This is a genomic window from Streptomyces sp. NPDC045026, from assembly GCF_056432625.1.
On sequence record NZ_JBWKIS010000030.1, the window covers coordinates 85949 to 106415 of the forward strand.

General features: G+C 65.9%; 34 protein-coding genes. 29 read left to right on the forward strand and 5 right to left on the reverse strand.

Annotated features, from left to right (window positions below):
* Positions 1 to 188 precede the first annotated feature (188 nt).
* The 5 genes from AC07EJ_RS38765 to AC07EJ_RS38785 are packed head-to-tail and all read right to left on the reverse strand — an operon-like array spanning position 189 to position 4769.
* Positions 189 to 1490: a YrhB domain-containing protein gene (locus AC07EJ_RS38765; RefSeq protein ID WP_478886001.1), complete on the reverse strand. Its 1302-nt coding sequence runs from the start codon at positions 1488 to 1490 to the stop codon at positions 189 to 191.
* A gap of 2 nt (positions 1491 to 1492) precedes the next feature.
* Positions 1493 to 1789, reverse strand: coding sequence for a YrhB domain-containing protein (locus AC07EJ_RS38770; RefSeq protein WP_362904123.1), 297 nt, complete (start codon positions 1787 to 1789; stop codon positions 1493 to 1495).
* The gene (locus tag AC07EJ_RS38775) at positions 1790 to 3505 is read right to left on the reverse strand and encodes a putative T7SS-secreted protein (RefSeq protein ID WP_389486788.1); all 1716 of its coding nucleotides are present in this window, start codon (positions 3503 to 3505) and stop codon (positions 1790 to 1792) included.
* Positions 3505 to 4176, reverse strand: coding sequence for a hypothetical protein (locus tag AC07EJ_RS38780; protein ID WP_478886002.1), 672 nt, complete (start codon positions 4174 to 4176; stop codon positions 3505 to 3507). Before AC07EJ_RS38780 ends, AC07EJ_RS38775 begins: the two co-directional genes overlap by 1 nt.
* Entirely contained in the window at positions 4173 to 4769 is a 597-nt protein-coding gene (locus tag AC07EJ_RS38785; RefSeq protein WP_389486784.1) for a hypothetical protein, read from the reverse strand. Before AC07EJ_RS38785 ends, AC07EJ_RS38780 begins: the two co-directional genes overlap by 4 nt.
* Before the next feature lie 579 nt (positions 4770 to 5348).
* Here AC07EJ_RS38785 and rpsJ point away from each other — a divergent pair.
* From rpsJ to AC07EJ_RS38930, 29 genes are all read left to right on the forward strand, one after another.
* Positions 5349 to 5657 carry a 30S ribosomal protein S10 gene (gene rpsJ, locus AC07EJ_RS38790; RefSeq protein ID WP_003948644.1) on the forward strand — a complete coding sequence of 103 codons (309 nt, stop codon included), beginning with the start codon at positions 5349 to 5351 and terminating at the stop codon, positions 5655 to 5657.
* A 17-nt stretch (positions 5658 to 5674) separates the two neighbouring features.
* On the forward strand, positions 5675 to 6319 hold the full coding sequence (rplC, locus tag AC07EJ_RS38795) for a 50S ribosomal protein L3 (protein ID WP_362904130.1): 645 nt from the start codon (positions 5675 to 5677) through the stop codon (positions 6317 to 6319).
* A 7-nt stretch (positions 6320 to 6326) separates the two neighbouring features.
* Positions 6327 to 6980 carry a 50S ribosomal protein L4 gene (gene rplD / locus AC07EJ_RS38800; protein WP_362904132.1) on the forward strand — a complete coding sequence of 218 codons (654 nt, stop codon included), beginning with the start codon at positions 6327 to 6329 and terminating at the stop codon, positions 6978 to 6980.
* Complete coding sequence (rplW, locus tag AC07EJ_RS38805) at positions 6980 to 7396, forward strand: 50S ribosomal protein L23 (protein ID WP_362904134.1); 417 nt, start codon at positions 6980 to 6982, stop codon at positions 7394 to 7396. Before rplD ends, rplW begins: the two co-directional genes overlap by 1 nt.
* 39 nt (positions 7397 to 7435) lie before the next feature.
* Positions 7436 to 8272, forward strand: a complete 837-nt coding sequence (gene rplB / locus AC07EJ_RS38810) for a 50S ribosomal protein L2 (RefSeq protein WP_127832086.1) — start codon at positions 7436 to 7438, stop codon at positions 8270 to 8272.
* Positions 8273 to 8284: 12 nt separating this feature from the next.
* The gene (gene rpsS / locus AC07EJ_RS38815; RefSeq protein WP_389486781.1) at positions 8285 to 8566 is read left to right on the forward strand and encodes a 30S ribosomal protein S19; all 282 of its coding nucleotides are present in this window, start codon (positions 8285 to 8287) and stop codon (positions 8564 to 8566) included.
* A gap of 42 nt (positions 8567 to 8608) precedes the next feature.
* Positions 8609 to 8956: a 50S ribosomal protein L22 gene (rplV, locus tag AC07EJ_RS38820; RefSeq protein ID WP_026249422.1), complete on the forward strand. Its 348-nt coding sequence runs from the start codon at positions 8609 to 8611 to the stop codon at positions 8954 to 8956.
* The gene (gene rpsC / locus AC07EJ_RS38825; RefSeq protein ID WP_362904139.1) at positions 8956 to 9801 is read left to right on the forward strand and encodes a 30S ribosomal protein S3; all 846 of its coding nucleotides are present in this window, start codon (positions 8956 to 8958) and stop codon (positions 9799 to 9801) included. Before rplV ends, rpsC begins: the two co-directional genes overlap by 1 nt.
* A 5-nt stretch (positions 9802 to 9806) precedes the next feature.
* Positions 9807 to 10226 carry a 50S ribosomal protein L16 gene (rplP, locus tag AC07EJ_RS38830; RefSeq protein WP_030782563.1) on the forward strand — a complete coding sequence of 140 codons (420 nt, stop codon included), beginning with the start codon at positions 9807 to 9809 and terminating at the stop codon, positions 10224 to 10226.
* Positions 10226 to 10450 carry a 50S ribosomal protein L29 gene (gene rpmC, locus AC07EJ_RS38835; RefSeq protein WP_010036720.1) on the forward strand — a complete coding sequence of 75 codons (225 nt, stop codon included), beginning with the start codon at positions 10226 to 10228 and terminating at the stop codon, positions 10448 to 10450. The genes rplP and rpmC overlap by 1 nt, the downstream gene beginning before the upstream one ends.
* On the forward strand, positions 10450 to 10734 hold the full coding sequence (gene rpsQ / locus AC07EJ_RS38840) for a 30S ribosomal protein S17 (protein WP_100594880.1): 285 nt from the start codon (positions 10450 to 10452) through the stop codon (positions 10732 to 10734). Before rpmC ends, rpsQ begins: the two co-directional genes overlap by 1 nt.
* A gap of 129 nt (positions 10735 to 10863) precedes the next feature.
* On the forward strand, positions 10864 to 11232 hold the full coding sequence (rplN, locus tag AC07EJ_RS38845; RefSeq protein ID WP_003974257.1) for a 50S ribosomal protein L14: 369 nt from the start codon (positions 10864 to 10866) through the stop codon (positions 11230 to 11232).
* 2 nt (positions 11233 to 11234) lie between these two features.
* The gene (gene rplX, locus AC07EJ_RS38850; RefSeq protein ID WP_100594879.1) at positions 11235 to 11558 is read left to right on the forward strand and encodes a 50S ribosomal protein L24; all 324 of its coding nucleotides are present in this window, start codon (positions 11235 to 11237) and stop codon (positions 11556 to 11558) included.
* Positions 11558 to 12115, forward strand: a complete 558-nt coding sequence (gene rplE / locus AC07EJ_RS38855) for a 50S ribosomal protein L5 (protein ID WP_100594878.1) — start codon at positions 11558 to 11560, stop codon at positions 12113 to 12115. The genes rplX and rplE overlap by 1 nt, the downstream gene beginning before the upstream one ends.
* A gap of 5 nt (positions 12116 to 12120) precedes the next feature.
* The gene (locus AC07EJ_RS38860; protein ID WP_003948630.1) at positions 12121 to 12306 is read left to right on the forward strand and encodes a type Z 30S ribosomal protein S14; all 186 of its coding nucleotides are present in this window, start codon (positions 12121 to 12123) and stop codon (positions 12304 to 12306) included.
* A gap of 223 nt (positions 12307 to 12529) precedes the next feature.
* Complete coding sequence (rpsH, locus tag AC07EJ_RS38865; RefSeq protein WP_030221010.1) at positions 12530 to 12928, forward strand: 30S ribosomal protein S8; 399 nt, start codon at positions 12530 to 12532, stop codon at positions 12926 to 12928.
* Between the two features lie 21 nt (positions 12929 to 12949).
* Complete coding sequence (gene rplF, locus AC07EJ_RS38870) at positions 12950 to 13489, forward strand: 50S ribosomal protein L6 (RefSeq protein ID WP_362904142.1); 540 nt, start codon at positions 12950 to 12952, stop codon at positions 13487 to 13489.
* 3 nt (positions 13490 to 13492) lie between these two features.
* A complete protein-coding gene (gene rplR / locus AC07EJ_RS38875; RefSeq protein ID WP_100594876.1) occupies positions 13493 to 13876 on the forward strand; it encodes a 50S ribosomal protein L18 in 384 nt (127 codons plus the stop codon).
* Positions 13877 to 13918: 42 nt separating this feature from the next.
* Entirely contained in the window at positions 13919 to 14524 is a 606-nt protein-coding gene (rpsE, locus tag AC07EJ_RS38880; protein WP_362904144.1) for a 30S ribosomal protein S5, read from the forward strand.
* Positions 14524 to 14706 (forward strand): 50S ribosomal protein L30, encoded by a 183-nt coding sequence (gene rpmD, locus AC07EJ_RS38885; protein ID WP_041985698.1) that lies wholly within the window; start codon positions 14524 to 14526, stop codon positions 14704 to 14706. The genes rpsE and rpmD overlap by 1 nt, the downstream gene beginning before the upstream one ends.
* Positions 14707 to 14708: 2 nt before the next feature.
* On the forward strand, positions 14709 to 15164 hold the full coding sequence (gene rplO, locus AC07EJ_RS38890) for a 50S ribosomal protein L15 (protein ID WP_100594874.1): 456 nt from the start codon (positions 14709 to 14711) through the stop codon (positions 15162 to 15164).
* Positions 15165 to 15445: 281 nt separating this feature from the next.
* On the forward strand, positions 15446 to 16759 hold the full coding sequence (gene secY / locus AC07EJ_RS38895; RefSeq protein ID WP_389486775.1) for a preprotein translocase subunit SecY: 1314 nt from the start codon (positions 15446 to 15448) through the stop codon (positions 16757 to 16759).
* On the forward strand, positions 16759 to 17412 hold the full coding sequence (locus tag AC07EJ_RS38900) for an adenylate kinase (RefSeq protein ID WP_389486773.1): 654 nt from the start codon (positions 16759 to 16761) through the stop codon (positions 17410 to 17412). Before secY ends, AC07EJ_RS38900 begins: the two co-directional genes overlap by 1 nt.
* Before the next feature lie 101 nt (positions 17413 to 17513).
* Positions 17514 to 18350 (forward strand): type I methionyl aminopeptidase, encoded by an 837-nt coding sequence (map, locus tag AC07EJ_RS38905; protein WP_362904150.1) that lies wholly within the window; start codon positions 17514 to 17516, stop codon positions 18348 to 18350.
* 171 nt (positions 18351 to 18521) lie between these two features.
* On the forward strand, positions 18522 to 18743 hold the full coding sequence (gene infA, locus AC07EJ_RS38910; RefSeq protein WP_003948620.1) for a translation initiation factor IF-1: 222 nt from the start codon (positions 18522 to 18524) through the stop codon (positions 18741 to 18743).
* A gap of 58 nt (positions 18744 to 18801) precedes the next feature.
* Positions 18802 to 18915, forward strand: a complete 114-nt coding sequence (gene rpmJ / locus AC07EJ_RS38915; RefSeq protein WP_003974245.1) for a 50S ribosomal protein L36 — start codon at positions 18802 to 18804, stop codon at positions 18913 to 18915.
* A gap of 188 nt (positions 18916 to 19103) precedes the next feature.
* A complete protein-coding gene (rpsM, locus tag AC07EJ_RS38920) occupies positions 19104 to 19484 on the forward strand; it encodes a 30S ribosomal protein S13 (RefSeq protein ID WP_116511038.1) in 381 nt (126 codons plus the stop codon).
* A gap of 65 nt (positions 19485 to 19549) precedes the next feature.
* Positions 19550 to 19954 carry a 30S ribosomal protein S11 gene (gene rpsK, locus AC07EJ_RS38925; protein ID WP_003948617.1) on the forward strand — a complete coding sequence of 135 codons (405 nt, stop codon included), beginning with the start codon at positions 19550 to 19552 and terminating at the stop codon, positions 19952 to 19954.
* Between the two features lie 142 nt (positions 19955 to 20096).
* On the forward strand, positions 20097 to 20467 hold a 371-nt coding region (locus tag AC07EJ_RS38930), incomplete at its 3' end, for a DNA-directed RNA polymerase subunit alpha (RefSeq protein WP_467616257.1).

Genomic DNA, 20467 nt, shown 5'->3' on the forward strand with positions numbered 1-20467 from the left:
GGACCGACTCCGTCACGTATGCGTCGGGGAACTGACGCAGCCCTCAACCTCCCACGTGGCGAGCCCGATTGGACTGGCCGCCCGTCGCACTGGCTCCTCTGCTCCACAGGCCTGTTGCCGTTCCATACCGCGGACATCAAGGCCTCGGCGCCGGTGTTCCACGAGGGGCGTGCCCGCTGGTCCCGTCGTCAGCGGTACCGGATCACGTGCAAGGCCCGTACCCCCGTCGAGTCCATCGCGACCGGCTCGTCCGATGAGCCGTCGACCAGGATTGTGCCCGTCTCCGTGGTCAGCGCCGAGACCAGCAGGCCCACCGCCTCCCTGCCGCGGCCGTCCGTGCGGCGCACCCAGATCAGGGCGCGTGAGCCCGCCGGGAACGACGTGAGTTCGTCCACCGCCGACTTCCAGATCTGATGGTCGGAGGTGGACAGGACAGGGCCGAGATCGGCCAGCGTCGGCTCGAACCAGTACGCGCGTCCGGGTGCGGGCGGTGGCGGGAACGAGCCCGTTCCCGGCGTGCCGCCCTGGTCCCAATGAGCCAGCCAGGCCCACGGAGAGGAGTTGGGCAGGTGGAAGGGCGCGTCCGCGTCTTTGGGGACGACCACTGACGCGTCCAGAAGTGTGTCCTGCCAGCGGCCCTCGCGCAGGTGGCGCCGACTGTCGCAGGAGAACACCCAGCCGCGCTGGGTCTCGTCACCGGGCCCAGGCTCGACCAGCTCCACCTCGCCGCCGTACGCGCTGTCCAGCCACTGCTGTGCCTTGCCGCACGCCGCCTCGAAGCCGTACGCCTCACGCTCCCAGGGCGCGCGGCGGGGAGCGGACGATCCCGGCGCGGCGCGTACGAGAACCAGCTCACGCACGCCGGCCGAGTCCAGCTGCGCCAGTGAGGACGTCAGGCCGTCGAGAAAGACGACGCGGCCCTTGTTGTTGTGGGCGTAGACCAGGTGCCCCGACGCCTCGTGCCCGCCGATCTCACGCCGCACCCACACCACGCCCCGGGTGTCGGGGCCGGTCTCGGCGATCGCCTTGACGGCATCGTCCCAGCTGTTCACCGGCACCGGCTCGAACTCGGGGAAGTACCGGCGGTGCAGCCTGTTCCACCAGCCCGGGGCCTCGTCGGACGGCTGCCAGGGAAGCGGCGTCGAAGGGGCGCCGCCGATCATCGCGTTCAGCGTCACCAGGCAACCGCGAGCATTGATCCGGCGCGGCTGGTTCTGTACCCGGGTCAGTGCCTCGTCGTACGACGCGGCGGGCGCGAGGTCCGCGAACGGGGCGCTCGGCGCCGGATGGAACGGAGAGCTCCCGTCCTTGGGCACGACGACCGAGGCGGCGAGCATGGGGGTGTCCGGGTAGCCGGGCTGCGCAAGGGTGCGGCAGGCCATCAGCCAGGCGGTGGGGGACTCGTGTACGGGGTGGGGGGCGGCGAGCTCCACCAGGCCTCGGTAGACCTGGTTCAGCCAGGTCGCGGCCCGCTCAGCAGGGCTTGTCACATTCACTCCTTGGGCGGCCAGTCGCCCGAGGCGCGCCGGTTCATGTAGTCCGCCACTGGGAAGACGCTGGGCGGGAAATGGGCCTTGCCGCCGTCGTGCGGGACGATGACGACGCTGGTGACCGGTGACTGCAGCCAGTCACCGGACTCGATGTGTTCCTTGAAGTCGAAGCGGACGGCCCAGCCATAGGGGTACTCGACACACTTCTCCGGAAGCATTACCAGGGAATCCGCTTTCTCCGGATAAACCCTTCCGAGGAGCGCGGCCGCCGTTTCCACGGCTTCGGCTCTACTCAGCATTTATGGAGCCCCATTTCTGTACGGGACGTGCATGATTTCCTTCGCGTCTCTCTCCAGCATTCCGAGCTTTCCGCTCTGGCCGTCGAGGAACACCACCCCGTGCTCGGTGTTCACCGCGTTGAAGAAGTGTCCGGAGTCCCCGCGGCCGATGAAGACGGCACTTCTCGAACCCTCGCCCCTGGCCTGGAGATCGCGAATCACGTCATCGTAACTGTCGGCCCGGTGCCAGGCGGTCGACGGATCCTTGACGCCCAGCTGCTCCACGTCCAGGTGGCCCGGTCCCTGCCGGGGTGCCGCACTGACGTCGACGCCGTCGAGGCGACGGTCGACCGTGACCGTGGTGTGCGCGCAGTTCTGGGTGTATCCGTCCTCCCACCGGTTGTTGACGTCCTTCAGCCACGGATACTCCGAGTCCAGGAATTCCTGGGCCTTGTGCGGGTCCACCGAGTCATAGTGAATTGCTTTCTCTTTCACATGCTCGGCACTGCGCGCCAGATCGCTGAAGTCCTTCGGCGCCGCCCCGACCGCCTCGTCGCCGTACTTCAGTCCCTTGGACGCCATGTTCGACGCCGCGGTCTCCATTCCTTCCTTCACCCCGAGGCGCAATCCGCTGCGGGCAAGCCCCGCGCCCTTGGTGCCGACGACCTCTGGGATGAGGCGGCCGAAGAATTCGGAGGGGTCCTTCTTGAAGCCGTCCACCGCCGCCTGCACGACCCGCTCGGGGTGCGCCGCCGTGGACACGAGCCCGGAGAGCGTCATGGAGACGTTCTGCATGTACTCGGCGGGGTGGGTGAGGTTGTAGGGGTCGGTGGGGTTGAGGCCGCGGGCGAAGTTGAGCAGGCCCGCGGTGCCCTTGAGGGCGCCGCCTACGACGTGGGTGAGTTCCGTGTTGTAGGCCTGATAGCCATCGGTGACGTTGTTGCCGAGGCGGCTCAGGGGCGGGGGCTCGGCCGGGGCGTGGGCGAGTGCCGCCTTGACCTTGGTCTCTGCCGTGGAAGCAGCCGTGTTGCGCTGCTTGCGGGCCTCGGCCAGCTTCTCCCTGGCCGCCTTGATGTCGGCCTTGCCGGGGTCGTGGAAGGGCTCAAGGGCGGGGCCGGGGTCCTGATCGGCCTTGATCTTGGCCTTGTAGGCGTCGACGCGCTTGTTGTACGCCTCCACGGCTTTCTCGGAGGCGTTCTTGCCCTTCCTGTACAGCTCGATGGCTTCCTTGGCCTGCTCTTGCGCCCACTTGACGGTCCCCGCATACGAATCGAGCGCCTGGGCTGCCGACTCGCAGGCGTCGGAGGCGTGCAGCCACTTGGTCGGGTGCATCTCGAACTTCTTGCGGAAGCTGTCGCCGCCCTCGCCTCTCCAGTGGGAGGAGTCGAGCTTCTTCATGCCCTGGCCGACGCGGTCGAAGGCGGTGTGGAAGTCCTTGAGGTGCTTGGCGCTCTCCCGGATCTTCTCCGGTTTGCCGTGGACGAGTTCGTCTGCGTCCTCGGTCTGGCCGAGCTGCTGCTCGCCGGGGGTGGCGCCCAGGTCGGAGGCCACGCCGTCGCCCCAGTCCTGCACGGCGTCGGCTGCGCCGTGCAGGCCTACGTGGTCGAGGCCGTCTCCGACCTCGTTCGTGGCCCAGTCGACGCCGTGGCCCAGAGCCTTCTTGCCGGAGTCGATGCCGTCCTCAATGGCCCCGAGGCCGTCGTTGAGCCCGTCCTTGATGTCGCCGAAGACACCCATCAGCCGGCACCCCCGCCCGGCGCTCCCTGCTGCTGTTCGGCGGCCTTGGCGCGAGCTTCGGGAGAGGGGCCGAAAGTGTCGTCGAGCCACTTGTTGTACTCGGCGTCGGAGACACCGGCGGCGTTGTGCACGTTCTCGGGGTTGAGGCCCAGAGGGCCCGCGGTGTGGGAGGTCGCGATGTCGCGGCCGGCGTCCTTCCAGCCCTGCGCGCTGTTGGCCATGGCCGTCTCGAAGGACTCCTTGCTGTAGTCCGCGTGTGCGAAGGAGTTGTTCTCGGCCAGCTGGCCCCAGCTCATCTTGGTGATGTCGTCCTCGGACGCGTAAGGGTTGCCCATCAGAGAGTTCGCCCCGACCTTCAGAGCGCCCTCGACGTACTGATCCGTCTCGTAGTACGTACCGGCCGAGAGCCCCACGCCCTGCGCGAAGCTGTTGCCCTCGTGGATCAGGGCTCGCACGCCCCACTCCCAGCGTTCGCAGAACGAGGAGAGTGCGTCCGTCACTCCTTGTTCACCCAACTCGAGGCCGGACAGAGCGAGTTCGCCGAAGCCGCGTCCGGCCCCGGCCTCGCCGACCATGCCCAGCTCCTTCAGCTCACCGAGTGCCTCAGTCAGCCCTTTCGCGATGAGAGCCAGACCGCCGGTCTCAAGGTCCTTGCCGCCCGTCCTCGTCATGCCGAGCCCTCTGTGTGCTCGTCGGCATCCACCGCCACCTCGTCCGGCACGATGCCCATCACGGGCGGGAAGACCATGCCGTCCGGCCCGTCCGCACAGTCCAGTGCCACCCCGCACGGAACCCCGGCGGCGGGCACCGCCACGTCCAGCAGGCGTGCGCCCAACACGGTCTGGTAGGTCCACTCGCGCTGGTAAGCACCCCGCTCCCGCGCGTACCGGGCCAATGCCTGCTCGTCGGTGAAGGCGAGGATGAACCGGATGCCGTTCAGGTCAGCCGTCAGCATCCCGCGTTCGTCATCGGGACCGGGACCCTCGCCCAACGGCACCAGAACCGGCGTGCGTCGGAACTCGCCCAGTAGCGCGCCGAAGCTCCGCTTGCGGGCCGCGACCTCGGGGCCGTCGAGAACCGGGTCGGCGGGAGGCGGTGGCGCTGGGGGCTCTGCCTCGCCGCGGGGCTGCGGCTCGCGTGGCTGCCCGTCCATGCCGTCTGCGGCACCGCTCGAGACCCCCGCCAGATCCGCGTAGTCCGCCAGTCGTGATCTCGGAATGCTGGTCCGTGGCGGTTGGGCCGCCTCGCCCCCGTGCTCAGACATGGCGCACATCATCACAACCGGAATCCGCCCTACGCAACACGCGCAGTGTGTTCCGGCCGGGCCCCAGGCCTGAAAGGGAACGGGCATCCGGTCCGGTGAGAGTGGCGACAGACGCGGGGTCATCGGTGCCCCGTCGGTGGCGCGCGGGCCTCCCGGTTTGACCTCCGTCACCCCAGGGGTACTCTCTACGGCTCGATTGGCCAGGCGCAGCCGCTCTGTGGCAGACTGTCGGGGTTGCTCGGTTGAGTGCCGATGCTGCGCGCCTCCCGCCGGGAGGACCGGAAGCGAGTCCCACAGTACTCGTCGCCCCATCTGCCAGAAGGTCGAAAGATCTGCAGGCAGCGCTAGGGCGGACGTACGGGAATCTTCCGGGAAGTGCAGTGAGGTCGTTCAGCCAGGCGCCCGGTGGGTTTCTTCCCCCGGCTTCGCGGTCCCAGGGCTGCAGCTCCCGAGCAGGGAAATCCGTATGGATATTTCTGTCAGTGAGACTGCGACACGCCCGACCGCGTGGGTCGGAGGAGGGCGGAATAGGACCTGCCAGGTTCCAGAGCGTTTCGAGAGACAGGACTACTAGTAGCCATGGCGGGACAGAAGATCCGCATCCGGCTTAAGGCCTACGACCACGAGGTCATCGACAGCTCGGCGAAGAAGATCGTCGAGACGGTGACCCGCACTGGTGCGTCGGTCGCAGGCCCGGTGCCGCTGCCCACTGAGAAGAACGTGTACTGCGTCATCAAGTCGCCGCACAAGTACAAGGACTCTCGCGAGCACTTCGAGATGCGCACGCACAAGCGCCTGATCGACATTCTCGACCCGACGCCCAAGACCGTTGACTCTCTGATGCGACTCGACCTTCCGGCCGGTGTCGACATCGAGATCAAGCTCTAGGGATCGGTGAGCTGAGAATGGCTAAGCAGATCAAGGGCATCCTGGGCGAGAAGCTCGGCATGACCCAGGTCTGGGACGACAACAACCGTGTCGTCCCGGTCACCGTGGTCAAGGCCGGTCCGAACGTCGTGACCCAGGTCCGTACGAACGACATCGACGGCTACGAGTCGGTCCAGATCGCCTTCGGCGAGATCGACCCGCGCAAGGTGAACAAGCCCCTCAAGGGCCACTTCGCCAAGGCCGACGTAACCCCGCGCCGCCACCTGGTGGAGCTCCGTACCTCCGGCGCCAGCGAGTACACGCTGGGCCAGGAGATCACTGCCGAGGTCTTCGAGTCGGGCGTCAAGGTTGACGTCACCGCGAAGAGCAAGGGCAAGGGCTTCGCCGGTGTCATGAAGCGCCACAACTTCAAGGGTGGCAAGGCGTCGCACGGTGCCCACCGTGTGCACCGTATGCCCGGTTCCATCGGTGGCTGTGCCACCCCCGGCCGTGTCTTCAAGGGCATGCGCATGGCGGGTCGCATGGGCAACGAGCGGGTCACCACCCAGAACCTGACCGTTCACGCCGTTGACGCGGAGAAGGGCCTGCTCCTCATCAAGGGCGCAGTTCCCGGTCCGAACGGTGGCCTCGTCCTGGTCCGTACCGCGGCCAAGGGGGTTTGAGGAACCGATGAGCACCATTGACATCCTTTCGCCGGCAGGCGACAAGGCCGGGACGGTCGAGCTCCCCGCGGAGATCTTCGACGTAGAGAAGATCAGCATCCCGCTTCTCCACCAGGTCGTCGTCGCTCAGCTGGCCGCTGCCCGTCAGGGCACGCACAAGACCAAGCGTCGCGGCGAGGTCCGCGGTGGTGGGCGCAAGCCTTACCGCCAGAAGGGCACCGGCCGTGCGCGCCAGGGTTCGACCCGCGCGCCGCAGTTCGCCGGCGGTGGCGTCGTCCACGGCCCGCAGCCGCGTGACTACTCGCAGCGGACGCCCAAGAAGATGAAGGCCGCGGCCCTGCGCCACGCCCTCACCGACCGGGCCCGCAACGCTCGCATCCACGTCGTCACCGGCGTGGTCGACGGCGGAGTCTCCACCAAGGCCGCCAAGTCGCTGCTCGGCAAGATCTCGGAGCGCAAGAACCTGCTCCTGGTGATCGACCGTGCCGACGAGGCCGCGCTGCTCTCCGCTCGCAACCTGCCCCAGGTCCACATCCTGGAGCCGGGCCAGCTGAACACGTACGACGTTCTCGTCTCGGACGACGTGGTCTTCACCCAGGCCGCTTTCGAGTCCTTCGTGTCTGGCCCCAAGGCCGCTGACACCGAAGGGAGCGAAGCCTGATGGCTACGCGTCACCCGAGCATTGCCCCCAAGGCGGCCAAGGCCGCCAAGGCCGCGCGCGTCGCCAAGGCGAAGCGCCACGAGGCCGAGGGCAAGAACACCGTCGAGACGCCGCTGAGCAAGAGCTTCACGGATCCCCGTGACGTCCTCCTCAAGCCGGTCGTCTCCGAGAAGAGCTACGCGCTTCTCGACGAGGGCAAGTACACCTTCGTCGTGGACCCGCGGGCCAACAAGACCCAGATCAAGCAGGCCGTCCAGGCGGTCTTCTCGGTCAAGGTCACCGGAGTCAACACGATCAACCGTCAGGGCAAGCGCAAGCGGACCAAGACGGGCTTCGGCAAGCGTGCTGACAGCAAGCGCGCGATCGTGACCCTCGCTGAGGGCGACCGTATCGACATCTTCGGCCAGGCCTCCTAGCGGAGCGCCCTGGTCCGAATATCGGACGAGGACTGAGAAATGGGAATCCGCAAGTACAAGCCGACTACGCCGGGCCGTCGTGGCTCCAGCGTTGCCGACTTCGTCGAGGTCACGCGGTCCACGCCGGAGAAGTCGCTGGTCCGCCCGCTGCACAGCAAGGGCGGCCGTAACAACGCCGGTCGTGTGACCGTTCGCCACCAGGGTGGCGGACACAAGCGCGCCTACCGAGTGATCGACTTCCGTCGTCACGACAAGGACGGCGTGCCGGCGAAGGTCGCGCACATCGAGTACGACCCCAACCGCACCGCGCGCATCGCGCTGCTGCACTACGCCGACGGCGAGAAGCGTTACATCGTCGCTCCGCGTGGCCTGTCGCAGGGTGACCGCGTCGAGAACGGTCCCGGGGCCGACATCAAGCCGGGCAACAACCTGGCGCTCCGCAACATCCCGGTCGGTACCACGATCCACGCGATCGAGATCCGTCCCGGTGGCGGCGCCAAGTTCGCCCGCTCCGCCGGTGCCTCGGTGCAGCTGCTGGCGAAGGAGGGCACGATGGCCCACCTTCGTATGCCGTCCGGCGAAATTCGCCTGGTCGACGCCCGCTGCCGCGCCACGATCGGCGAGGTCGGCAACGCCGAGCAGTCGAACATCAACTGGGGCAAGGCCGGCCGCAAGCGCTGGCTCGGCGTTCGTCCGACCGTTCGCGGTGTGGCGATGAACCCGGTTGACCACCCGCACGGTGGTGGTGAGGGCAAGACCTCCGGTGGTCGCCACCCGGTCTCCCCGTGGGGTCAGAAGGAGGGTCGTACTCGTTCGCCGAAGAAGGCTTCGAACAAGTACATCGTCCGCCGCCGCAAGACGAACAAGAAGCGCTAGGAGCGGGTTTAGATGCCGCGCAGTCTCAAGAAGGGACCCTTCGTTGACGGCCACCTCGTAAAGAAGGTGGACGCTCAGAACGAAGCCGGTTCCAAGAACGTCATCAAGACCTGGTCCCGTCGCTCGATGATCATCCCGGCCATGCTGGGGCACACCATCGCGGTGCACAATGGCAAGATCCACATCCCGGTGTTCGTCACCGAGTCGATGGTCGGCCACAAGCTCGGCGAGTTCTCGCCGACGCGCACCTTCCGGGGTCACGTCAAGGACGACCGGAAGTCGAAGCGCCGCTAAGGCGGGGTGGAATCGACTATGACGAACACTGAAGGGACAACCATGGAAGCCAGGGCCCAGGCGCGGTACATCCGCGTCACGCCCATGAAGGCCCGCCGCGTGGTGGACCTCATCCGTGGCATGGATGCCACGGAGGCTCAGGCGGTCCTGCGTTTCGCCCCGCAGGCCGCGAGCGTGCCGGTTGGCAAGGTGCTGGACAGCGCCATCGCCAACGCTGCACACAACTACGACCACACCGACGCCAATTCGCTGGTCATCAGCGAGGCGTACGTGGATGAGGGCCCGACCCTGAAGCGGTTCCGTCCGCGTGCTCAGGGCCGTGCCTACCGGATCCGTAAGCGGACCAGCCACATCACCGTGGTCGTCAGCAGCAAGGAAGGAACCCGGTAATGGGCCAGAAGGTAAACCCGCACGGGTTCCGGCTCGGTATCACCACGGACTTCAAGTCCCGTTGGTACGCCGACAAGCTGTACAAGGACTACGTCAAGGAAGACGTAGCCATCCGTCGCATGATGACCTCCGGCATGGAGCGCGCCGGTATCTCGAAGGTTGAGATCGAGCGCACCCGTGACCGCGTGCGTGTGGACATCCACACCGCTCGTCCGGGCATCGTCATCGGCCGCCGTGGCGCCGAGGCCGACCGCATCCGCGGTGACCTCGAGAAGCTCACGGGCAAGCAGGTCCAGCTGAACATCCTCGAGGTCAAGAACCCCGAGACCGACGCTCAGCTGGTTGCTCAGGCTGTTGCCGAGCAGCTGTCCTCCCGCGTCTCCTTCCGTCGCGCCATGCGTAAGAGCATGCAGACGGCGATGAAGGCCGGCGCCAAGGGCATCAAGATCCAGTGTGGTGGCCGTCTCGGCGGCGCCGAGATGTCCCGCTCGGAGTTCTACCGCGAGGGCCGTGTGCCCCTGCACACGCTCCGCGCGAACGTCGACTACGGCTTCTTCGAGGCCAAGACGACCTTCGGCCGTATCGGTGTGAAGGTCTGGATCTACAAGGGCGACGTCAAGAACATCGCCGAGGTCCGCGCCGAGAACGCCGCTGCCCGTGCGGGTAACCGCCCGGCCCGTGGCGGTAACGACCGTCCGGCCGGTGGCCGCGGTGGTCGTGGTGGCGAGCGGGGCGGCCGCGGCCGCAAGCCGCAGCAGCAGTCCGCGCCGGCTGCCGAGGCCCCCAAGGCCGACGCTCCCGCCGCCGCTGCCGCTCCGGCTGAGAGCACCGGAACGGAGGCCTGACCGAAATGCTGATCCCCCGTAGGGTCAAGCACCGCAAGCAGCACCACCCCAAGCGCCGCGGTCAGGCCAAGGGTGGTACGACGGTTGCGTTCGGCGAGTACGGCATTCAGGCCCTCACGCCGGCGTACGTGACCAACCGCCAGATCGAGGCGGCTCGTATCGCGATGACCCGCCACATCAAGCGTGGCGGCAAGGTCTGGATCAACATCTACCCGGACCGCCCGCTTACGAAGAAGCCCGCCGAGACCCGCATGGGTTCCGGTAAGGGTTCCCCCGAGTGGTGGGTCGCGAACGTTCACCCGGGTCGGGTGATGTTCGAGCTGTCCTACCCGAACGAGAAGATTGCGCGTGAGGCGCTTACCCGCGCTGCTCACAAGCTTCCGATGAAGTGCCGGATTGTTCGGCGCGAGGCAGGTGAGTCGTGATGTCGGCCGGTACCAAGGCGTCCGAGCTGCGCGAACTGGGCAACGAGGAGCTTCTCAACAAGCTCCGCGAGGCCAAGGAAGAGCTGTTCAACCTCCGTTTCCAGGCGGCGACCGGTCAGCTCGAGAACCACGGTCGGCTGAAGGCCGTCCGTAAGGACATCGCGCGGATCTACACCCTGATGCGTGAGCGCGAGCTGGGCATCGAGACGGTGGAGAGCGCCTGATGAGCGAGAGCAACGTGACTGAAGAGACTGCCGCCCGCGGCTTCCGCAAGACCCGTGAGGGTCTTGTCGTCAGCGACAAGATGGACAAGACCGTCGTCGTCGCTGTCGAGGACCGCGTCAAGCACGCGCTGTACGGCAAGGTCATCCGCCGTACGAACAAGCTCAAGGCGCACGACGAGCAGAACGCTGCCGGCGTCGGCGACCGCGTCCTCATCATGGAGACGCGTCCGCTGTCGGCGACCAAGCGCTGGCGCATCGTCGAGATCCTCGAGAAGGCCAAGTAGGTAATTCCCGCAAGGGAATTCCAGCAAGTACAGCTCTGAGGGGTATCCCTCAGAGTTCGTTCCGCCAGGCTCCCGGGGCAGTTCGCTGAACTGCCCCGGGGGAACCGGCAGACAAATCAGGAGATAGACGTGATCCAGCAGGAGTCGCGACTGCGCGTCGCCGACAACACGGGTGCGAAGGAAATTCTCACCATCCGTGTTCTCGGTGGCTCGGGTCGCCGCTACGCGGGCATCGGTGACGTCATCGTCGCCACCGTCAAGGACGCGATCCCCGGTGGCAACGTGAAGAAGGGTGACGTCGTCAAGGCCGTCATCGTTCGCACCGTCAAGGAGCGCCGCCGTCCGGACGGCTCGTACATCCGCTTCGACGAGAACGCCGCCGTCATTCTGAAGAACGACGGCGACCCTCGCGGCACCCGTATCTTCGGCCCGGTGGGCCGTGAGCTGCGCGAGAAGAAGTTCATGAAGATCATCTCGCTCGCGCCGGAGGTGCTGTAAGCATGAAGATCAAGAAGGGCGACCTGGTACAGGTCATCACCGGTAAGGACAAGGGCAAGCAGGGCAAGGTCATCGCGGCCTTCCCCCGCGAGGACCGCGTCCTGGTCGAGGGTGTCAACCGGGTCAAGAAGCACACCAAGGCCGGCCCCACCGCCAGCGGTTCGCAGGCCGGTGGCATCGTCACGACCGAGGCCCCTGTCCACGTGAGCAACGTTCAGCTCGTCGTGGAGAAGGACGGCAACAAGGTCGTCACGCGTGTCGGTTACCGCTTCGACGACGAGGGCAACAAGGTTCGCGTTGCCAAGCGGACGGGTGAGGACATCTGATGGCTACCACCACGACTCCGCGTCTCAAGACGAAGTACCGCGAGGAGATCGCGGGCAAGCTGCAGGAAGAGTTCTCCTACGAGAACGTCATGCAGACCCCGGGCCTCGTCAAGATTGTGGTCAACATGGGTGTCGGCGACGCCGCCCGTGACTCCAAGCTCATGGACGGTGCCGTCCGTGACCTGACCACGATCACCGGTCAGAAGCCGGCCATCACCAAGGCCCGCAAGTCCATCGCGCAGTTCAAGCTGCGCGAGGGTCAGCCGATCGGTGCCCACGTCACGCTCCGTGGCGACCGCATGTGGGAGTTCCTGGACCGCACCCTGTCGCTCGCGCTTCCGCGCATCCGCGACTTCCGTGGTCTGTCTCCCAAGCAGTTCGACGGCCGTGGCAACTACACCTTCGGTCTCACGGAGCAGGTCATGTTCCACGAGATCGACCAGGACAAGATCGACCGCGTCCGGGGTATGGACATCACCGTGGTCACCACGGCGACCAACGACGCTGAGGGCCGTGCCCTTCTCCGTCACCTCGGCTTCCCGTTCAAGGAGGCGTAAGCGAGATGGCGAAGAAGGCTCTTATTGCCAAGGCTGCTCGTAAGCCCAAGTTCGGTGTGCGTGGCTACACCCGCTGCCAGCGCTGCGGCCGCCCGCACTCCGTGTACCGCAAGTTCGGCCTGTGCCGCGTGTGCCTTCGTGAGATGGCTCACCGTGGCGAGCTGCCGGGCGTGACCAAGAGCTCCTGGTAATTCCCCTTCGTCCTTAGGGGCTTGGGAATTACCGGACGCTCTCGGTAAGTATTTGGACGGCGGGAGCCCTCCCTCACATGCCGTAGGCTTGTGGGGTTGGGCGCCCGCCGCCCATACCGACTTACTACGCCGTAGGTCCCCGCACCGCACCCGTCCCGCCTCTGTGTGGGGAGAGGGATGGCGCATACAGGAAACCCCGGCGAGAGAGGCCGAAGGCCAATTCATGACCATGACTGATCCGATCGCGGACATGCTGACTCGTCTGCGTAACGCGAACTCGGCGTACCACGACACCGTGGCGATGCCGCACAGCAAGATCAAGTCTCACATCGCGGAGATCCTCCAGCAGGAGGGCTTCATCACGGGCTGGAAGACCGAGGACGCCGAGGTTGGCAAGAACCTCGTCCTCGAGCTCAAGTTCGGCCCGAACCGTGAGCGCTCCATTGCGGGCATCAAGCGGATCTCCAAGCCCGGTCTCCGGGTTTACGCGAAGTCCACCAACCTGCCCAAGGTCCTCGGCGGCCTCGGCGTGGCGATCATCTCCACGTCGCACGGTCTTCTGACCGGCCAGCAGGCAGGCAAGAAGGGCGTAGGTGGGGAAGTCCTCGCCTACGTCTGGTAGTCGGGAACGGAGGAAAAGCTAATGTCGCGTATTGGCAAGCTCCCCATCACGGTTCCCGCCGGCGTGGACGTCACCATCGACGGCCGTACGGTCGCGGTGAAGGGCCCCAAGGGTTCCCTCTCGCACACCGTCGTGGCGCCGATCGACATCGCTAAGGGCGAGGACGGCGTTCTGAACGTCACCCGCCCGAACGACGAGCGTCAGAACAAGGCCCTCCACGGCCTGTCCCGCACGCTGGTGGCGAACATGATCACCGGCGTGACCCAGGGTTACGTGAAGAAGCTCGAGATCAGCGGTGTCGGTTACCGCGTCCTGGCGAAGGGCTCCAACCTGGAGTTCTCGCTCGGCTACAGCCACCCGATCCTGATCGAGGCGCCCGAGGGCATCTCCTTCAAGGTCGAGTCGCCGACCAAGTTCTCGGTCGAGGGTATCGACAAGCAGAAGGTCGGCGAGGTTGCGGCCAACATCCGCAAGCTGCGCAAGCCCGACCCGTACAAGGCCAAGGGCGTCAAGTACGAAGGCGAAGTCATCCGCCGCAAGGTCGGAAAGGCGGGTAAGTAAGCCATGGCATACGGTGTCAAGATTGCTAAGGGCGACGCTTACAAGCGTGCTGCCATCAAGCGGCGTCACATTCGTATCCGTAAGCATGTTTCGGGTACGGCCGAGCGTCCGCGCCTGGTCGTGACGCGCTCGAACCGCCACATCGTGGCCCAGGTCATCGACGACGTTAAGGGTCACACCCTCGCGTCGGCGTCGACCCTGGACACCTCGATCCGTGGTGTCGAGGCCGACAAGTCCGCGCAGGCCGGCAAGGTCGGCGCCCTGGTCGCCGAGCGCGCCAAGGCCGCGGGCGTCGAGGCTGTCGTGTTCGACCGTGGTGGTAACCAGTACGCCGGGCGCATCGCCGCTCTGGCGGACGCCGCCCGCGAAGCCGGTCTGAAGTTCTGATCCGGTTCCGTAGCTAGCGGAAAACGAAGAGAGGTAATTCCAATGGCTGGACCCCAGCGCCGCGGAAGCGGTGCCGGTGGCGGCGAGCGGCGGGACCGGAAGGGTCGCGACGGTGGCGCTGCTGCCGCCGAGAAGACCGCGTACGTTGAGCGCGTTGTCGCGATCAACCGCGTCGCCAAGGTTGTGAAGGGTGGTCGTCGCTTCAGCTTCACCGCGCTCGTCGTGGTAGGCGATGGTGACGGCACCGTCGGTGTTGGTTACGGCAAGGCCAAGGAGGTGCCGGCCGCCATCGCCAAGGGTGTTGAGGAGGCCAAGAAGCACTTCTTCAAGGTCCCCCGTATCCAGGGCACCATCCCGCACCCGATCACGGGCGAGAAGGCCGCGGGCGTCGTCCTGCTCAAGCCTGCTGCCCCCGGTACCGGCGTTATCGCCGGTGGCCCGGTGCGTGCTGTGCTCGAGTGCGCCGGCGTTCACGACATTCTGTCGAAGTCGCTCGGCTCGTCCAACGCGATCAACATCGTGCACGCGACCGTGACGGCCCTCAAGGGCCTGCAGCGTCCCGAGGAGATCGCGGCTCGCCGTGGTCTGCCGCTCGAGGACGTCGCCCCCGCGGCTCTGCTTCGTGCACGTGCGGGAGCGGGTGCGTAATGGCCCGTCTCAAGATCACGCAGACGAAGTCGTACATCGGTAGCAAGCAGAACCACCGCGACACCCTGCGTTCGCTCGGGCTCAAGCGCCTGAACGACGTGGTCGTCAAGGAGGATCGTCCCGAGTTCCGCGGCATGGCTAACACCGTGCGGCACCTCGTGACGGTCGAGGAGGTCGACTGATCATGGCGGAGAACAACCCGCTCAAGATCCACAACCTCCGTCCCGCCCCGGGCGCCAAGACCGCGAAGACCCGTGTGGGTCGCGGTGAGGCGTCGAAGGGTAAGACGGCCGGTCGTGGTACCAAGGGCACGAAGGCCCGTTACCAGGTTCCGGAGCGCTTCGAGGGTGGCCAGATGCCCCTCCACATGCGTCTCCCGAAGCTCAAGGGCTTCAAGAACCCGTTCAAGACCGAGTTCCAGGTCGTGAACCTCGACAAGCTGAGCGCGCTGTACCCGGAAGGTGGCGAGGTCACCGTTGAGGGTCTCGTCGCCAAGGGTGCCGTTCGCAAGAACAGCCTCGTCAAGGTGCTCGGCCAGGGTGAGCTCACCGTGGCGCTGCAGGTGACGGTTGACGCCGTCTCCAACTCCGCCAAGGAGAAGATCACCGCCGCCGGCGGTACCGTCACCGAGCTCGTCTGACCTTTTCAGGCGTCTCGATGACATGAGCGATTCCCGACCGGGGATGCCCCATATTTGGGGCATCCCCGGTTGGTCGTTCCAAGGGGGGCATGGTCGCCGGTATGGTGGCCTGCACTGTGCTGTATCCGTCTGGGGCTGACGCCCTGGGCCGGGCGGTGTGTCCTGAAGGCGACGAGTCTGACGGATCTTCACCCGGTGCTTGACTGTTACGCATTCCTTCACTCATCGAACCTCAAGACCGTCACCTCTGACGCACGTGCGCGGGGGTCGCAGGAGGCACCGTGCTCACCGCGTTCGCCCGGGCGTTCAAGACGCCCGACCTGCGCAAGAAGCTGCTCTTCACGCTCGGCATCATCGTGATCTACCGCATCGGTACGCACGTGCCGATCCCGGGAGTCAGCTACTCGAACGTCCAGACATGTATGGACGCGAACAAAGGCACGCAGGGGCTGTTCGGTCTCGTCAACATGTTCAGTGGCGGCGCGCTCCTGCAGATCACGATCTTCGCGCTCGGCATCATGCCGTACATCACCGCGAGCATCATCCTGCAGCTGCTCACCGTCGTGATCCCGCGGCTCGAGGCTCTGAAGAAGGAGGGTCAGGCGGGTACGGCGAAGATCACGCAGTACACCCGATACCTGACCGTGGCGCTCGCCATCCTCCAGGGCACCGGCCTCGTCGCGACCGCTCGCAGCGGCGCCCTCTTCCAGGGCTGCCCCGTCGCGAACCAGATCGTCCCGGACCAGTCGATCTTCGTGACGATCACGATGGTCATCACGATGACCGCCGGTACCGCCATCGTCATGTGGCTCGGTGAGCTCATCACCGACCGCGGCATCGGCAACGGCATGTCGATCCTGATGTTCATCTCGATCGCCGCCACCTTCCCGAGCGCCCTGTGGACCATCAAGACGACCGGTGACCTCGCCGGCGGCTGGATCGAGTTCGGCGCCGTGATCCTGGTGGGCCTCGTCATGGTCGGCCTGGTGGTCTTCGTCGAGCAGGCGCAGCGCCGCATTCCTGTCCAGTATGCGAAGCGCATGATCGGTCGCCGGTCTTACGGCGGTACGTCCACCTACATCCCGCTGAAGGTCAATCAGGCGGGTGTGATCCCTGTCATCTTCGCCTCGTCGCTGCTCTACATCCCGGCCCTCGTCGCGCAGTTCGCGGGAGGCAACTCGGGGTGGAAGACCTGGATCAACGACCATCTGACCAAGGGAAATCACCCCTATTACATCGTTTCGTACTTCCTGCTGATCGTTTTCTTCGCGTTCTTCTACGTGGCGATCTCGTTCAACCCCGAGGAAGTCGCGGACAACATGAAGAAGTATGGTGGCTTCATCCCGGGCATCCGGGCTGGCCGGCCGACCGCTGAGTACCTCAGTTACGTACTCAACCGGATCACGTGGCCGGGTTCGCTGTATCTGGGTCTGATCGCTCTCGTACCGACGATGGCGTTGGTTGGCTTCGGGGCAAGCCAGAACTTCCCGTTCGGCGGGACCAGCATCCTCATCATCGTGGGTGTCGGTCTGGAAACGGTGAAGCAGATCGAGAGCCAGCTTCAGCAGCGCAATTACGAAGGGTTCCTCCGCTGATGCGTATCGTCCTCGTCGGGCCGCCCGGTGCGGGCAAGGGAACGCAGGCCGCGTTCCTTGCCAAGAACCTGTCGATTCCGCACATCTCCACGGGCGACCTCTTCCGTGCCAACATCAGCCAGGGCACGGAGTTGGGCAAGCAGGCAAAGGCGTTCATGGACGCCGGAAACCTGGTTCCGGACGAGGTCACCATCGGGATGGCCAAGGACCGCATGGAGCAGCCGGACGCCGTGAACGGCTTCCTGCTCGACGGCTTCCCTCGCAACGTCTCGCAGGCCGAGGCGCTCGACGTCGCCCTCAAGGCGGACGAAGTGAAGCTCGACGCGGTCCTGGACCTCGAGGTCCCCGAGGACGAGGTGGTCAAGCGCATCGCCGGCCGCCGCATCTGCCGCAAGGACTCCGCGCACGTCTTCCACGTGTCGTACAAGCAGCCGAAGCAGGAAGGCGTCTGTGACGTCTGCGGCGGCGAGCTGTACCAGCGCGAGGACGACACCGAGGACACCGTCCGCAAGCGGCTCGAGGTCTACCACTCGCAGACCGAACCGATCATCGACTACTACCGGGCCCAGGGCCTGGTGCGGACGATCTCGGCGCTCGGCAAGGTCGACGAGGTGACCGCGCGGGCCATGGACGCCCTCAAGCGCGACAAGTAAGCCGTTACGCTGCTCCGGCCGCGGTGCCCGTACAGGGCGCCGCGGCCGTAGTGTTGTCTAGGTAAAAACCCGTAGTCGGAAGACGGAGAGCGCAGGCCCCCATGGTGCAGATCAAGACCCCCGAGCAGATCGCCAAGATGCGTGAGGCGGGGCTGGTCGTCGCCGCGATCCACGCGGCGACGCGTGAGGCTGCGGTGCCCGGTGCCACTACCCGGGACCTGGACGAGGTCGCGCGCAAGGTGCTCGACGAGCACGGGGCCAAGTCGAACTTCCTCGGCTACGGGGGATTCCCTGCGACCATCTGCACCTCGGTCAACGAGGTCGTCGTGCACGGCATCCCGGACGACAAGACCGTCCTCAAGGACGGCGACATCATCTCCATCGACTGCGGCGCGATCATCGACGGCTGGCACGGGGACGCCGCGTACACGGCGTTCGTCGGCACCGGTCACGCTCCGGAGCTGATCGAACTCTCCCGGGTGACCGAGGAGTCGATGTGGGCCGGCATCGCCGCGATGAAGAACGGCAACCGGCTGATCGACATCTCCCGCGCCATCGAGTCCTACATCCGCCGCCAGCCCAAGCCGGGCGGCGGCAAGTACGGCATCGTCGAGGACTACGGCGGCCACGGCATCGGCACCGAGATGCACATGGACCCGCACCTCCTGAACTACGTCGAGCGCCGCCGCGGCAAGGGCCCGAAGCTCGTCCCCGGCTTCTGCCTCGCGATCGAGCCGATGGTCTCCCTCGGCACCCCGCGCACCGAGGTCCTCGAGGACGACTGGACCGTCATCACGACGGACGGCACCTGGTCCTCGCACTGGGAGCACTCCATCGCGCTGACCGAACAGGGCCCGCTGGTCCTCACCGCGCCCGACGGCGGCAAGGCGAAGCTGGCCGAGCTGGGCGTGACGGCGGCGCCGGACCCTCTGGCGTGACTCCGGCCGCTGCTCCGGATCCGCTTGCATAATGATCTTTACTGTGGGGCAAACTTCCCCGATTCGTCTTTCCGGGTGCCCTGACGTAGACTGACTCGTCGGCTCTCGTGCACACGCATGCCTGCATGTACGTGCTGAGTCGATCAAGGTAGTCGATTCGAAGGGCAAAGCGTGGCCAAGAAGCAAGGTGCCATCGAGATCGAAGGCACTGTCGTCGAGTCTCTCCCGAACGCCATGTTCAAGGTGGAGCTCCAGAACGGCCACCAGGTCCTGGCTCACATCAGCGGCAAGATGCGTATGCACTACATCCGTATCCTCCCTGACGACCGGGTCGTGGTGGAGCTGTCTCCGTACGACCTGACGCGTGGCCGGATCGTCTACCGGTACAAGTAGATCTTGCCCGCATCCCGCCTCGCGCGGGGTGGTGGCACTGACCCGGAGAACCTCACCAATGAAGGTCAAGCCGAGCGTCAAGAAGATCTGCGACAAGTGCAGGGTGATCCGCCGTCACGGCCGGGTCATGGTTATCTGCGACAACCCGCGCCACAAGCAGCGCCAGGGCTGACGCACGACTGCAGTTCGCAGATTTTCGCGCGACGCAATTAAGTACACATGCAGGACCCGTCCCTCTTCAGATCCTTTGGTAATGGAGGGCGACACCCCCGGTCGGAGGCCGGGGACCCAGGATGTACCTCATACGGCGCCTGGGAATGGTCCTGCTGAAGACCTCCGAAGTATCAACAGGAGCCTTGAATGGCACGCCTTGAAGGCGTTGACCTCCCGCGCGACAAGCGCGTAGAGGTCGCCCTCACCTACGTGTTCGGCATTGGCCGCACGCTGTCCCAGCAGACGCTGGACGCCACCGGTGTGGACCGCAACACCCGCGTTCGTGATCTGTCCGAAGAGGACCTGATCAAGATCCGCGAGTACGTGGACGCGAACATCCAGACTGAGGGTGACCTCCGTCGCGAGATCCAGGCCGACATCCGCCGCAAGGTCGAGATCGGCTGCTACCAGGGTCTTCGTCACCGTCGTGGCCTGCCCGTCCGCGGTCAGCGCACCAGCACGAACGCTCGTACCCGCAAGGGCCCGCGTCGCGCCATCGCCGGTAAGAAGAAGCCGGGCAAGAAGTAGTCCTCGCTCAGCGGTCTATCGACAGCTGTCGCTGCAGGACCGACCACCTCCCGTAGGAGTAATAGATGCCCCCCAAGGGTCGTCAGGGCGCTGCCAAGAAGGTGCGCCGCAAGGAAAAGAAGAACGTCGCTCACGGGCACGCTCACATCAAGAGCACGTTCAACAACACGATCGTGTCCATCACGGACCCGACCGGCAACGTGATCTCCTGGGCGTCCGCCGGCCACGTCGGCTTCAAGGGCTCGCGCAAGTCCACTCCGTTCGCCGCGCAGATGGCCGCCGAGTCGGCCGCGCGTCGCGCCCAGGAGCACGGCATGCGCAAGGTTGACGTCTTCGTCAAGGGTCCGGGCTCCGGCCGCGAGACCGCGATCCGCTCCCTCCAGGCCACGGGCCTCGAGGTCGGTTCGATCCAGGACGTCACGCCGACCCCGCACAACGGCTGCCGTCCGCCCAAGCGCCGCCGCGTCTGACGCACGGTTGTCTTAGGTTTTCGGGCGGTACGGCTCTTCGGAGGCGTGCCGCCCGTACCCTTGCAGCAGTACCAAATATCGGGCTACCGCCCGGTGAGTCGGGCATCAAATAGTGGGTGCCCATGACTGAAGGAAACGTTTCATGCTGATTGCTCAGCGTCCCTCGTTGACCGAAGAGGTCGTCGACGAGTTCCGCTCCCGGTTCGTGATCGAGCCGCTGGAGCCGGGCTTCGGTTACACCCTCGGCAACTCCCTGCGCCGGACCCTTCTCTCCTCGATTCCGGGTGCGGCGGTCACGTCCATCCGTATCGACGGTGTCCTGCACGAGTTCACCACCGTGCCGGGCGTCAAGGAAGACGTCACCGACCTCATCCTGAACATCAAGCAGCTGGTCGTCTCCTCGGAGCACGACGAGCCGGTCGTGATGTACCTGCGCAAGCAGGGCCCGGGTCTGGTCACCGCCGCCGACATCGCGCCCCCGGCCGGTGTCGAGGTGCACAACCCCGACCTCGT